The 13287-nt window shown below is 67.9% G+C and carries 12 protein-coding genes; 4 read left to right on the top strand and 8 right to left on the bottom strand.

Translation table 11 applies throughout. The annotated features are described in order from the left end of the window. Positions 1 to 29: 29 nt before the first annotated feature. Together crtB and Q0C42_RS06340 are read right to left on the bottom strand one after the other, a co-directional pair. Positions 30 to 1040, bottom strand: coding sequence for a 15-cis-phytoene synthase (gene crtB, locus Q0C42_RS06345; RefSeq protein ID WP_295073602.1), 1011 nt, complete (start codon positions 1038 to 1040; stop codon positions 30 to 32). After that, the gene (locus tag Q0C42_RS06340) at positions 1037 to 2584 is read right to left on the bottom strand and encodes a phytoene desaturase (protein WP_295074320.1); all 1548 of its coding nucleotides are present in this window, start codon (positions 2582 to 2584) and stop codon (positions 1037 to 1039) included. The genes crtB and Q0C42_RS06340 overlap by 4 nt, the downstream gene beginning before the upstream one ends. Before the next feature lie 133 nt (positions 2585 to 2717). Between Q0C42_RS06340 and crtA the strand changes: the two genes are divergently transcribed. From crtA to bchO, 4 genes are read left to right on the top strand one after another with little or no spacing between them, the layout of a single operon-like run. Beyond that, a complete protein-coding gene (crtA, locus tag Q0C42_RS06335; protein WP_367115722.1) occupies positions 2718 to 3482 on the top strand; it encodes a spheroidene monooxygenase in 765 nt (254 codons plus the stop codon). Continuing rightward, positions 3479 to 4534 (top strand): magnesium chelatase ATPase subunit I, encoded by a 1056-nt coding sequence (gene bchI, locus Q0C42_RS06330; protein ID WP_295073596.1) that lies wholly within the window; start codon positions 3479 to 3481, stop codon positions 4532 to 4534. The genes crtA and bchI overlap by 4 nt, the downstream gene beginning before the upstream one ends. Further along, on the top strand, positions 4534 to 6186 hold the full coding sequence (locus Q0C42_RS06325; RefSeq protein ID WP_295073593.1) for a magnesium chelatase subunit D: 1653 nt from the start codon (positions 4534 to 4536) through the stop codon (positions 6184 to 6186). The genes bchI and Q0C42_RS06325 overlap by 1 nt, the downstream gene beginning before the upstream one ends. A 1-nt stretch (position 6187) precedes the next feature. Further along, the gene (bchO, locus tag Q0C42_RS06320; protein ID WP_295073591.1) at positions 6188 to 7048 is read left to right on the top strand and encodes an alpha/beta fold hydrolase BchO; all 861 of its coding nucleotides are present in this window, start codon (positions 6188 to 6190) and stop codon (positions 7046 to 7048) included. Here the strand turns inward: bchO and idi are convergent. The 6 genes from idi to bchE are packed head-to-tail and all read right to left on the bottom strand — an operon-like array spanning position 7013 to position 13256. Next, complete coding sequence (gene idi, locus Q0C42_RS06315) at positions 7013 to 7585, bottom strand: isopentenyl-diphosphate delta-isomerase (RefSeq protein WP_295073590.1); 573 nt, start codon at positions 7583 to 7585, stop codon at positions 7013 to 7015. The two genes, bchO and idi, sit on opposite strands and share 36 nt — an antisense overlap. Then, positions 7585 to 8763, bottom strand: coding sequence for a geranylgeranyl diphosphate reductase (locus tag Q0C42_RS06310; protein ID WP_295073589.1), 1179 nt, complete (start codon positions 8761 to 8763; stop codon positions 7585 to 7587). The genes idi and Q0C42_RS06310 overlap by 1 nt, the downstream gene beginning before the upstream one ends. Positions 8764 to 8765: 2 nt before the next feature. Beyond that, positions 8766 to 10052, bottom strand: a complete 1287-nt coding sequence (locus tag Q0C42_RS06305) for a BCD family MFS transporter (protein WP_295073586.1) — start codon at positions 10050 to 10052, stop codon at positions 8766 to 8768. After that, positions 10049 to 10948: a chlorophyll synthase ChlG gene (gene chlG, locus Q0C42_RS06300; protein WP_295073584.1), complete on the bottom strand. Its 900-nt coding sequence runs from the start codon at positions 10946 to 10948 to the stop codon at positions 10049 to 10051. Before chlG ends, Q0C42_RS06305 begins: the two co-directional genes overlap by 4 nt. Positions 10949 to 11004: 56 nt before the next feature. Beyond that, a complete protein-coding gene (gene bchJ, locus Q0C42_RS06295) occupies positions 11005 to 11577 on the bottom strand; it encodes a bacteriochlorophyll 4-vinyl reductase (RefSeq protein ID WP_295073581.1) in 573 nt (190 codons plus the stop codon). Then, positions 11577 to 13256 (bottom strand): magnesium-protoporphyrin IX monomethyl ester anaerobic oxidative cyclase, encoded by a 1680-nt coding sequence (bchE, locus tag Q0C42_RS06290; RefSeq protein ID WP_295073578.1) that lies wholly within the window; start codon positions 13254 to 13256, stop codon positions 11577 to 11579. Before bchE ends, bchJ begins: the two co-directional genes overlap by 1 nt. Between the last annotated feature and the right edge of the window lie 31 nt (positions 13257 to 13287).

Below are 13287 nucleotides of genomic sequence, written 5' to 3'. Positions count from 1 at the left end.
GGAAACGCCAGCACTCGCGCCATGGTTCCTTAACCTGCCGCGCCGCGCCTGTCGCGGGCTTCCAGCTGCTCCAGGATCGCAAGGAGGGTCTCGGACCGTTGCGGCTTGGCTGACCTTTGTCCGGCGGCGTCGATCAGGAAGGCAACCTCAGGCACCGGACGCGCGTGCAACAGCGCCGGGCGCGGCATCACATGGGTCAGTCCCGCCCCCAGCACCGCCTGCGCCATCAGCGCAAGTTTCTGCCCCCGGCTGGTCCGCGCCCGCTGCGTCACGCTGTCGTGCCCCGCCCGCGCGACCTGAGTGCCGATGGCCGCATAGATGTGGCGCGCCGCTGCGATCCCGACCCGGCAGTCCGAGGGCAGTCGGTAGACCCCTGCCCCGGCCCGGTGGTAAAGATCATCCGCCACCCGCAGAAGCCGCGCCGTGACCCGCGCCAGCGCAGGCGACGGCCGGGGGTCCGCCAGGAACGCCTCGACGTCGATCCCCGCCTCCTCCAGCCAGTCCAGCGGCAGGAACAACCGCCCGGCCCGGGCATCCTCGCCCACGTCGCGCGCAATGTTCGTCAACTGCATCGCCAGGCCCAGGTCCGCCGCCCGCGCCAGCGCATCGGGGTCGCGCACCCGCATCAGCACGCACATCATCACGCCCACCGACGAGGCGACGCGGGCACTATAGCCATGCAACTCGGCCAACGAGCGATAGCGCTGCCCCATCGCATCCCAGGCCAGCCCCTCCAGAAGCGCATCCGGCAAGGCACGCGGCATGTCGAAATCCTGCACGACGGCCGCGAAGGCCCGGTCCGACGCCCGCGCCTCGGGTCTGCCGGCATAGATCAGGTCCAGCCTTTCGCGCAGCCGCAGGACGGCGTGGGCCTTGTCCTGCACTTCGTCGACATCGTCGTCGGCCACCCGGCAGAAGGCGTACAAGGCGAGCGCCGGATCGCGCACCCGTGCCGGCAGCAACCGCGAGGCGGCATGAAACGACAGGCTCCCCGTGCGGATCATCGCACGGCAGGCCTCCATATCCTCGGCCCCGATCATTCCGCCGCCATCCGCATCGGAACCCCGGCGGGCAGTGGAGCGTCCGGCACCAATGTCGCCAGCACCTCTGCCGTCGCGATCACACCAGGCACCCCGGCACCCGGATGCGTGCCCGCTCCGGCCAGATACAGGCCAGGTAGTTCCTCGGACACATTGTGCGGACGGAACCAGGCCGATTGCAGGATGCGCGGCTCCAGCGAGAACCCCGCCCCGTGCGGCGACAGATAGCGGTCGCGGAAGGTATCGGGCGTGAAGACCAGACTTTCCGTGACCCGCCCCGTCAGGCCTGGCAGCAGACGATCCTCCAGCACTTTCAGCATCTTCTGCCGATAGGTCTCCTCCATCGCCTTCCAGTCCACCGGGTCCTTGTGACCCAGGTGCGGCACCGGCGACAGGACATAGAACGTGTCATCCCCGTCCGGCGCGACCGACGGATCGGTGACCGAAGGCCGGTGGACATAAAGGCTCACGTCCTCGGACAGCTTGCCGGTCTGGAATATCTCGCGGATATGCTCGCGGTAGCGGGGACCCACGACGATCGAATGATGCCCGACCTCGGGCCACATCCCCTTCGTCCCCTTGGTCCCGAAATACCAGACGAACAGGCTCATAGACCAGCGCGAGCGCATCAGCTTCGGCGCGGTCCAGCGCTTGACCGGCTGATTGCGCAAAAGCCGCGTGTAGGTCGTCCCCGGATCGGCGTTCGACACCACGACATCGGCGGCCAGCACCCGCCCGTCCGCCAGCCGCACACCTGAAGCACGGCCCTTGGCGACCAGGATCTCGTCCACCTCGGCGTCCTGCACGACGCGGCCGCCTTGGTCCTTGACGACGCGGCTCATCGCCTCGGCAATCGCCTGCACCCCGCCCATCGCATAGTGAACCCCGAAGGCCCGCTCCAGATGGCTGACCAGCGCGTACATCGATGTCACGTGGAACGGATCACCGCCGATGAACAAGGGATGGAACGACAGCGCGAACCGCAGCCTGGGGTCCCTCACCCGCCGCGCCGCATGGGCATGGACCGACCGGTCCGCCCGCATCATCGCGAACTTCGGCAGCACCTTCACCAGATCAAGAAGCTTGTGCATCGACCGGCGACCAAGGTCCTCGAACCCGAACCAGTAGCGCGCCTCGGCATCCTTCAGAAACTTGCGAAAGCCCGGAAGATCGCCCGGCGACAGGCGGGCCACCTCGGCCTCCATCGCCGCATCGCCTGACCGCGCGGTAAAGCTTGAGCCGTCTTCCCACAGGATCTTGTAGAACGGGTCCATCGGCACCAGTTGCACATCCCGGTCGAAGTCCTGTCCACAGTCCGCCCAAAGCGCGCGCAGGCTTTGCGGCACCGTGACGATGGTCGGCCCCAGGTCGAAGCGATGCCCGCCTTGCGTGATCGAGGACCCCCGCCCGCCGGGCCGGTCCAGCCGGTCCACGACCGTCACCTGCCAGCCTTTGGCGCCCAGCCGCATGGCCGAGGCAAGTCCCCCCAGCCCCGCGCCAATCACGACGGCCCTACCGCGGCCATCCAGTGCAGAGGGCAGCATATCGACCTGCCCGGACCGTGGAGGATGTGTCATTCAGTCAGTGTATAGTGTCCACCTAGATTTACAACTTTGCTTTTTGACGCCGCAAAACAGGCCGATTTGACTTCCCAGCAGCTTCTTTAAGTGTAATCCTATCCTGACACACGCCCCGAGTCATGGGCCGGAGGATCGACTCATTTCCGTCGCCACGCTTAGTCTCTTCCGCTTTGCGACCCCCGCCAGCCGGCTTTGGGTGATCGCACAGATGGCGCTTGCGCGGCCGCGGCGGCTTTGGTCCGGGGCGCGCTTCGTCAAGCTCTGCGGCTCGGGCACCGGCGTCGGCTTCACGCCCCGGCCAAACTGGTCGGTCTGGGCGATCTTCGCCGTCTGGCCGGACGAGGCCCGCGCGCGCGAGCACATCGCGGCGCACCCCGTCATCACCCGCTGGCGCGCCCATGCGGCGGAAAGCTGGACAGTCTTCCTCGCCCCCTTTTCCGCCCGCGGCAGCTGGGCCGGGGTCAATCCGCTGACCGACACCACCGACCCACAGGCTCACCACGGCCCCATCGCCGCCCTGACCCGTGCCACGGTCAAGCCGCAGCACGCCCCGGCGTTCTGGAAACGCGTGCCCGACATCTCGGCCCGCATCGGTGCGGACCCGAACGTGCTTTTCAAGATCGGCATCGGCGAGGTCCCGCTTCTGCACCAGATCACCTTCTCGATCTGGCCCGACGCAGCCCGCATGGCCGAGTTCGCCCGCCACATGGGCCCCCACGCCGCCGCCATGCAGGCCGCGCGCGACAACGGCTGGTTCGCCGAAGAACTTTACGCCCGCTTCCACGTTCTTGGCACCCAAGGAAAGTGGAACGGGGCGGACCCCCTTGCCGGGGCCTGGGATACAGAAAGGCACGCCGCATGACCGCGCTTCACCGCAATCAGGCCACGCGCCCGCAGCCGGCCACCGGCACCAAGCCACCCTTCCCCTTCACCGCCATCGTCGGCCAGGACGACATGCGGCTGGCGATGACCCTCACCGCCATCGACCCGCTGATCGGCGGCGTCCTTGTCTTCGGCGACCGCGGCACCGGCAAATCCACCGCTGTCCGGGGCCTTGCCGCCCTCCTGCCGCCGATCCGCGCCGTGCGGGCCTGCCCGGTGAACAGCGCCGACCCCGCACACTGCCCCGACTGGGCCGGGATCACCGACCCCACCATTGTGGAAAAACCCACCCCCGTCGTCGACCTCCCCCTCGGGGTGTCGGAAGACCGTGTGACCGGCGCCCTCGACGTCGAACGCGCCATCGCCCAAGGGGTCAAGGCCTTCGAACCCGGCCTCCTCGCCCGCGCCAACCGGGGCTATCTCTACATCGACGAAGTGAATCTCCTTGAAGACCACATCGTCGACCTCCTCCTCGACGTCGCCCAGTCCGGCGAGAACGTGGTGGAACGTGACGGCCTCTCGATCCGCCACGCCGCCCGCTTCGTCCTCGTCGGCTCCGGCAACCCCGAGGAAGGCGACCTCCGCCCCCAGCTCCTTGACCGCTTCGGCCTGTCGGTCGAAGTCCGCTCCCCGCGCGACATCGCCACCCGTGTCGAAGTCGTCCTGCGGCGTGAGGCCTATGAGGCCGACCCCTACGCCTTCGCCGCCAGCTACGGCGAGGCCGAGGCCGCCCTGCGCGCCACCATCCTTTCCGCCCGCGCCGCGCTCCCCAAGGTGAAAACCCTGCGCACGGTCCTGGAAGACTGCGCCGCCCTCTGCATCGCGCTCGGCTCTGACGGCGTCCGGGGCGAGCTCACCCTCCTCCGCGCCGCCCGTGCCCTTGCCGCCAGCGAGGCCGCGCCGAAAGTCACCCGCGACCACCTTCGCCGCATCGCCGCCATGTCCCTCGGTCACCGCCTGCGCCGCGATCCGCTGGACGAAGCCGGAGCCTCAGACCGCGTTGCCCGCGCCATATCCGAAACGCTGGCCTGATGACCTGGGCGCGCCTTGAGCTTAGCTTGCGCGTCCTTGCGGTCGATCCCGTCGGCCTTGGCGGCCTCTGGCTAAGGTCCCGCGCCGGTCCGGTCCGCGACATCGCCACCACCGCCCTCGCGCAGACCCCCTTCGACCGCCCCCAGCGCCGCCTCTCGACCTCCATCGACGACCTCGCCCTGCTGGGAGGCCCCGACCCCGTGGCCACCCTCGCCCAAGGCCGCCCCGTCCACCGGCCCGGCCTACTGGCGACACCCGCCCTCCTGTTCCTCCCGATGGCCGAGTCCGCCCCCGCCGCCCTGACCGCCCGCCTCGCGCAGGCCCTCGACCGCGGCCACCACACCCTCATCGCCCTCGACGAGGCCGCCGAGGATGGCGAGGGCCTCCCCTCCGCCCTCTCCGACCGCCTCGGCCTGTTCCTAAGCCTCGACGGCGAGCGCGCCACAAAGCCGCTGCCGAAACCCATCTCGCTCACCGCCCTCCGCCGCGCCCGCGCCCTTTATCCCCTCGTCGCCATGCCGGACGAATTGACCCAGGCCCTGGCCACCCTCGCCGCCCGCCTTGGCATCTCGTCCACCCGCGCCCTCCTCACCACCCGCCGCGCCGCCCGCGCCATCGCGGCACTGGATGGCCGCCTGACCGTCACCGAAGACGACCTCATCCAAGCCGCCGAACTCGGCCTCGCCCACCGCGCCTTGCCAGAGACCGAGGCCCAACCCGACCAGCCGCCCGAGCCGCCACCCCCCGACCAGCCCGATACCCCCGACTCCCAACCCGAAGAACAAGACCTCCAATCCCTCGCCGACCTCCTGATCGAGGCCGCGCAAGCCGCCCTCCCGCCAGACATCCTCGCCAAACTCCAGGCCGACCGCGCCAACCGCGCCGCACGGGGGGCTTCCGGCACCGGCTCCTCCAAAGCCGGCAACCGCCGTGGCCGCCCGCTCCCCTCCCGCCCCGGACGCCCCGACGGCCGCTCCCGCATCGACCTCGTCGCAACGCTACGCCAAGCCGCCCCCTGGCAGGTCCTCCGCAAACAGGCCGACACGCAAAACCGCGCCCTGATCGTCCACCGCTCCGACTTCCGCCTGAAGCGCTACAAGGAAGTCTCCGACCGGGTCCTGATCTTCATCGTCGACGCCTCCGGCTCCTCGGCGATGGCCCGCCTCGGCGAAGCCAAGGGCGCTGTCGAACTGATGCTCGCCCAGGCCTACAGCCGCCGCGACCACGTGGCCCTGGTCGTCCTGCGCGGGCAAAAGGCCGAGTTGATCCTTGCGCCCACCCGCAGCCTGACCACCACCAAGGCCCGCCTGCGCGGTCTGCCCGGCGGCGGCGGCACCCCCCTCGCCTCGGGCCTCGCCACCGCCCTCGACACAGCCCTGCGCGCCCGCCGCCAAGGGATGACCCCAAGCCTCGCGCTTCTTACCGACGGCCGCGCCAATATCGCCCTGAACGGCCAGCCCGACCGCGCCCAGGCCCAAGCCGACGCCGAACAGATCGCCCAGGCCATCCGCGCCGCCGGGATCGCCGCCGTCACGCTGGATGTCGCCAACCGTCCGCAACCGGCGCTCGCCCAGCTTTCGCAGATCATGAACAGCCGCTATGTTCCGCTTCCTCGGGCCGATGCCCGGGCGATTGCAGCAACCCTGGCCTGACATGACCCCCACCGCCCTGCCCCCGGACTGGCCCTTCAAGGCCCAATCGAGCCTGATCTCCACAGGCCGCCACCGTTTCTGGGTCGCCGACACCGGGCCAAAGGACGCCCCCGCGCTCCTCCTCCTCCACGGCACCGGAGCGTCCAACCACAGCTTCCGCCGCACCATCCCGGGCCTCAGCGAAACCTACCGGGTCATTACCCCCGACCTCCCCGGCCACGGCTGCTCGGCCAAGGGCTTCGCGGGTCGCCTTGGCCTCGACGCAATGGCGCAGGACCTCTGGACCCTGTGCGACACCCTGCACATCCAGCCCCAGGCCATCATCGGCCACTCCGCCGGGGCCGCCGTCGGCCTGCGCATGGCCGAACTTCGCCCCGTGCCGCAGGTCATCGGCCTAAACGCCGCCCTGGGGGAATTCGACGGCGCCGCCGCCTTCCTTTTTCCCATCATCGCCAAGGGCCTTGCCACGCTGCCCTTCGCCTCCTCGGCCATCACCGCCTTCTTCGGTCGCCCCGGCACCGTCGAGCGTATCCTGACCGGCACCGGCTCCCCCCTCGACCCCGAGGGCCGCGCGCAATACCTGAGGCTCGTCCGCGACCCCGATCACATCACCGGAGCCCTCGGCATGATGGCCGACTGGAAGCTGCAAGGCCTCCTGAACCGGCTGCCCGAGACAAAGACGAAAGTCACCCTGATCGCGTCAGAAGGCGACCGCGCCGTCCCCGCGAAGGTCTCCATCGACGCGGCCAAACGCCTTCCCGGCGCAAAATTGCACCTTCTGCCGAAGCTCGGCCATCTGGCTCATGAAGAAACGGAAGACGGGATCTCAGCCCTGATTCTGGACAGCCTCGGCCAGGCTTGAGGCCGCGAAGATCATCGCCGCGTGCTTTTCCAGGTAAATGCGCAGCCAAGGCGTGAACACCTCCGGCGTCCGCGCAATCTCGGCCCGCAATGCGTCCAGCGACACCCAGCGCACGGCCTGCACTTCGTCGGGGTCCAGTTCCAGGTCCAAGGGCCACCCGGCCTCGCCCACGAAGACCTCGACCACCTCGTGCTCGATCAGCGGCTCGCGCACGCCCGGGACGGCGGCCCGATACTCCACCTGACCCACGTGCCGCAGCGCCAGCCCGTCGATCCCCAATTCCTGCCCCAACCGCCGCTCGGCACAGACCGCCGCCGCTTCACCCCAATTCGGATGCGTGCAGCAGGTGTTCGCCCAAAGCCCGGGCGTGTGATACTTTCCCGCCGCGCGCTGCTGGATCAGGATCTCGGACCCGCGCAGGACAAAGACCGACACCGCCGGGTGCCGCAGACCCTGCCGGTGCACGGCCAGCTTGCCGACCGGCACCAGCGCGCCGGTGGCATCCCAGGCCGGGATCGGCAGGTCTACCTTTTCCATCACGACCATTTTGGACTGACTATTCCCATCAGGTGCATCACATTCTTCACGCCGATCTTCAGATGGGCAAGCGGACGCGCCGCGACAAGCTTCTTGTTCATGTAGGCCTCAAAGGTCAGGCGCTGCACGTCGATGTCGTGACACAAGCTCACGAACCGCTCGCGCCGGTCGTCGCTGCGATAATACGCGTTCTGCATCGACCGCAAGACCTTGAAGACGGTGCCATGCTCCTTCAGAAACAGCTTCCGCGCCAGCTTCAGCTCCGCGACCTTGCCCGAGGTCAGGAAGGCCTGCGCCGCCGTCGCCGCCGCCCGCCCCCCAGCCATCGCGTAGAATATCCCCTCACCGGAAGACGGCGCCACAACTCCCGCCGCATCCCCGGCCAGCACTACGTCGCGGCCATTGTCCCAACGGTCCAAGGGCTTCAACGGGATCGGCGCACCCTCGCGCCGGATCGTCTCGCAGTCGGTCAACCCGGCCATCGCCCGCAAGTCCGCCGTCGCCTTTTTAAGGTCCACCGCCCCGTCTTCGGTGCCCATGCCCACTGACGCCGTGTCCCCATGCGGGAAGACCCAGCCGTAGAAGTCAGGCGAAATCTGGCCGTCATAGATCACATCGCAGCGCACCGGGTCATAACCGCTGTTCGCCGCCGGGGCCTTGATGATCTCGTGGTAGGCGATGACGTAGGGAATCTTGTCCCCGCCGGGTACTTCGGCCCGGGCCACGCCCGATTTCGCCCCATCCGCGCCGATCACCACGCGACAGACAGACCGCCGCTCCTGCCCCGAGGCCTTCTCGCGCCAGACGACGTGCGTGCCCTTCGCATCCCGCTCCACCCGCAGGAAGGTCCCGGTCAGCCGTTCCGCCCCGACCATCCGCGCACGGTCGCGCAGGAATTCGTCGAAATCCAGCCGCTGGACCATGCCGACATAGCCGCCCTCGATGTGGATATCGACCGCCCGCCCCGTGGGAGAGATCATCCGCGCCGTCTTGATCTTGGCCACCACCAGATGGTCCGGGATGTCGAAATCCTTGATCAGCCGCGGCGGGATCGCCCCGCCGCAGGGCTTGATCCTGCCATCCCGGTCCAAGAGCGCCACGCGATACCCAGCCCGCGCCAGATCCTCCGCCGCCGTTGCCCCCGACGGCCCGCCGCCCACCACGAATGCGTCATACATGCTCATTCTCCCGGAACCAGTTGCGGCGCGGGCGCCCGCAGACGCCCCCCGTCGATGATCCGCCAGGCCATCAGCCCGGCAGCGACAAACAAAAGCGCTTCAAACGCGAAGACCATTCCAAAGGCGTCAGCTGTTGATCCCGACAGCCGCAGCGCATCAACCAGCGCCGCCCCCGCGAACCCACCAAGGCCCTGAGCAATCGCCTGCGACGCGCCCCAGACGCCCATCCGGGTGCCCTCACGGCCCGCGCGGCCCTGCCCGGCCAACTGCATCATCGCCCCGATCGAGGCGATGGCAAACATGCCGGTAAAGACGCCCAGCACCGCCACGGCCGGGGTCAGAAGCCCGATCTGCACCTGCCCCAGCGTCGCGATCACCGCCAGCATCACCGCCGACCCAAGACACCCGGTCGTCACCCAGCCCCGCAAGGAGCCGATCTTCAGCCCGCTGACCGCGATCCCCACGGCCAGCATGCCGATGAACATGCCCCCGTGCTGCGCGCCCGACAGGCTGGTGGATTCCCCAGGCGAATAGGCGAAGACCAGCCCCGCATAGGGCTCCAGGATCAGTTCCTGCAGGAAGAATGCGGTCATCGACAGGAAGATGAACAGCGTGAAGACCCGCGTCCGCTTTTCCGCCCAAACCTCGGCCAACCCCTGCCGCAGCGGAGTCTCATCCGGCAACCGCGCCGGGATCACCCGCCGCTCGATGCCCCAGATCGCCAGCGTCGTCAGCACCACCGCGCCAACCGTCACCACGCCGACAATCGCCATCAGCCGCGCGGGCGAGTAGGGGTCCAGCATCGCCCCGATCACACCACTGCTGACCGCAATCCCGAAGATCATCATCAGCCAGGTGATCGTCGCCGCCGCCGCCCGCCGCTCTGGCGCGCAACCGCTTGCCAACAGCGCCAGCAGCGAGGTGCCCGAGGCCCCCGCGCCCATCCCGATCAGCACATAGGCCAGCACCGAAACCGCCAGCCCGACGCCCTGCCCCGCAATCCCCATCGCCACCATGAGAGAGGCCAGCGCCGCCCCCGCGGACAGCACCGCCATCCCGCCGATGATGAACCGCGTCCGGTTGCCCTGCGCGTCGGACATGAAGCCCCAGCTTGGCCGGGTGATCTGCACAAAGGAATGCAGCGCCACCAGCGCCCCCGAAAGCATCGCGGGCAGCGCCAGCTCCACCACCATCAGCCGGTTCAGGGTCGAGGTCGTCAGCACCACCACCGCGCCCAGGCACAGCTGCACCAACCCAAGTCGCGCGATCTGGAGCCAGCTGAGGGTCATACCATCCCCCGGATCGCAAAGGCGGAAATCATCATGCCGGTGACGTACAGCACCACGCCCGTCCCGTTGTACCAAGGCGCCTTGCCCTTCGGATCACGGAACAGCACCCGCATCGCGGCGACCTGAGCCAACAGCAGCGCCGCGACGGCCAATGCGTGCCAGGGCGCGCCCCAGATCACAAGCAGTGCCACGACCAGCAACTGCGCCATGCCCATCACCGTGCAGGCAATCTTTGCGGCCACTTCAGGCCCCAGGGTCACGGGCAAGGACCGCACGCCATGCTGCCGGTCACCCTCCAGCGCCTTGAAATCGTTCAGCGTCATGATCCCGTGCGCGCCAAAGGCGTACAGCCCGGCAATCGCGATATTCTCGAACCGTGGCGCGCTGCCCAGCAGCACCGCCGCCCCGGTGAACCAGGGCAATCCCTCATAGGACAGTCCCACCAGCCCCGGCCCCCACCAGCCCGACCGCTTCAGCCGGATCGGTTCTGCCGAATAGGCCCAGGCCGCGATCACGCCGACCACCGTCGCGCCAAAGCCCCAGGGTCCCAGAAGCCAGCCCACCGCCAGAGAAAGCACCGTCATCGCCAGCGCGATCCACAAGCCCCAGCGCCCCGGGATCTTCCCCGAGGGGATCGGCCGGTGCGGCTCATTCACCGCATCCACATGCCGGTCGCACCAGTCGTTCGCCGCCTGGCTCATCCCGCAGACGATGGGCCCGGCCAGCACCATCCCCAACAGCACCGTCGTCCAGTTCGCGCCCAAAGGCACGCCAGATGAGACCGCGCCACACAGGTAGGCCCAGACCGGTGGGAACCAGGTGATCGGCTTGATCAATGTCAGCATGGCACGGGGTTCCGGCCAGCTTTGCGGGGGTTGGATGAGTGCGTCGCTCATGGTGTCAATTAAACCTGACACATCCGAGTCTGGCAAGGCTTACATTGCCACAGGCGTCAGCCTGACACCTCAAACCGGCAGGCCGGGTCGCCGCAGGCACAGCAGGCGACCTCGCGGACCTGCACCGCAGGCCAGACCAGCCGCCCATAGAGCCGCTGGAACACCGAGACATGCCAAATGCACTGCGGCCGCTCCGCCCGCCACCCCGCCACCAGTGGGTTCCGCGCCACCGACAGGACCAGGGGCCGCGCGCTCTCGACCCGGAACTCTCCCGTTCCCGCAAAGGTCCATGAATGTCGCGCGATTGCCTTGGTCAGGACCTGCGCCGCCACAGCCCTTGGCAGCAGCCGCAACAGACCTTGCGCAGCCTTGGGAATCCGGTTTGCCAGGATGTAATCCCCCGTCGCGCGCCCGGCTTCCGCCAGCACGACCTCCGCCATCGGGGTCAACCGCCGCAAGGTCTGATGCACCGCCGCGCAGTCCACTTCCGGCAACATCCCGGCACCGGGTGAAGGACGAGCCACGCCCGCCTCCACAAGCACCGCGCGGCACAGATCTCCCTCCCCGAGCCGCTCCAGCACATCGATAAGCTGCAGAATCGCGTTCGGCCCGATCCGGCCCGCCTGCATTACTCGGCCGGCTCCTGCATCTGCTCGCGTCCGCCGCCGCAAGCCCGCATCTGAAGATCTGGCGGTCCAAGGTCGGGGACGCGGTCCGCCGCACGGTCGTCCGCGCGTTCCTTCATCTGCGCCTTCACCGCCGCCCGCCGCTCCGCCGCCCGCGCCGCCTTGTCCGCCGAAGCCTCCCAATCCGCCATCTGCGCCTCGGCGATGGTGCGGGTCCCGTCAAAGCCGAAGTCCAAGTTGTCCCGCTTCACTGGCTTGAAATAACCATGCTTTCCAAGGTCATAGAAGCTCCGCTGCACCCCGGCCTTCAGGAACGCCTTCAGGCAACCCAAAAGGTATTTCCGCCGGAACCCCGTCCCGCGCCAGAGGTAATGGAAAAGCGCCTTCTTCATGTAGAAGCGGCGGTAATTCTTCAACACGCCCTCCAGCAATGCCCCCCGCGTCATCGCGGCGGGCTTCATGATCGGCGTGACGAAATTGTATTTCGAATAGTCGAACACCTCCACCTGATCCCGGATTTCCTGGAACAGCGGCGTGAACGGCCAGGGCGTGTACATCGACCAGTTCGCGAGATCCGGCTGCCAGTCCCAGGCCATCCGGTAGGTCTCTTCCAGCGTCTCGGGCGTCTCGTTGTCCAGGCCCACGATGAACTGGGCCTCGGTGAAGATGTCTGCCTCGCGCAGAAGGCGGATCGCCTCCTTGTTCTCCTCGACCTTGGTCTCCTTGTTGAAAAGGTCCAGCTTCAACTGCGCGGCCGCTTCCGTCCCCAGCGACACATGCACCAGCCCCGCCTCGCGGTAGAACTTCAAAAGGTCCCGGTCCCGCATGATGTCGGTGACCCGGGTATTGATCCCCCACTTCACCCGCTTGTTCAGGCCCCGGTCGATCAACTCCTGACAGAATTCCACGAACTTCTTCTTGTTGATGGTCGGTTCCTCGTCCGCCAGGATGAAGAACCCTACCCCGTGATCCGTCACCAGCCGCTCGATCTCGTCCGCAACCTTCTTGGGGTCGCGCACCCGGTAATCGCGCCAGAACTTCCATTGCGAGCAGAATGAACAGGTGAACGGACAGCCCCGCGCCATGTTCGGGATCGCGACCTTCACGCCCAAGGGGATGTAGATGTAGCTGTCCCAGTCCAGGATCGACCAGTCCGGGTCGATGCCGTCCAGGTCCTTGACCGTGGACGCGGCCTGCGTCGCCACGATCTCGCCATCGACGGCAAAGGCCAAGCCCTTGATCTTGCGCTGATCTGCAGGCCAGCGACCATCGCGCACAGCCTCGGCCAAGGCGACCATGATCTCCTCGCCCTCGCCCCGGACGATCACGTCGATCCAGGGCGCCTCGGACAGGACCTGCCGGAACATGAAGGTTGCATGCACCCCGCCTAGCACCCGCAAAGCCCCGGGCACCACCTCCTGCGCAATCCGCAAGACCTCCTCGGCTTCGTAGATCGACGGCGTGATCGAGGTCACCCCCACGATGTCCGGCTGCAACTCGGCCAGCTTCGCCCGCAGCACATCCGGTCCCAGGTGATAGGTCATCGCATCCAGGAAATGGATGTCCTCGAAACCGGCCCGCTTCAGGCTGCCCGCAAGGTACGCGACCCAGGCCGGAGGCCAGTTGCCCGCGATCTCGGCACCGCCGGAATGATAATTCGGATGAATGAAGACAATGCGCATGACGACCCCTTCCCTGCCAAGGCAGCCGCCG

Origin of the sequence: Tabrizicola sp., from assembly GCF_022842145.1 — a bacterium.
GTDB lineage: Bacteria > Pseudomonadota > Alphaproteobacteria > Rhodobacterales > Rhodobacteraceae > Tabrizicola.
The sequence above is the reverse complement of the archived record's forward strand: the minus strand, read 5'-3'. Positions and strand labels throughout refer to the sequence as shown.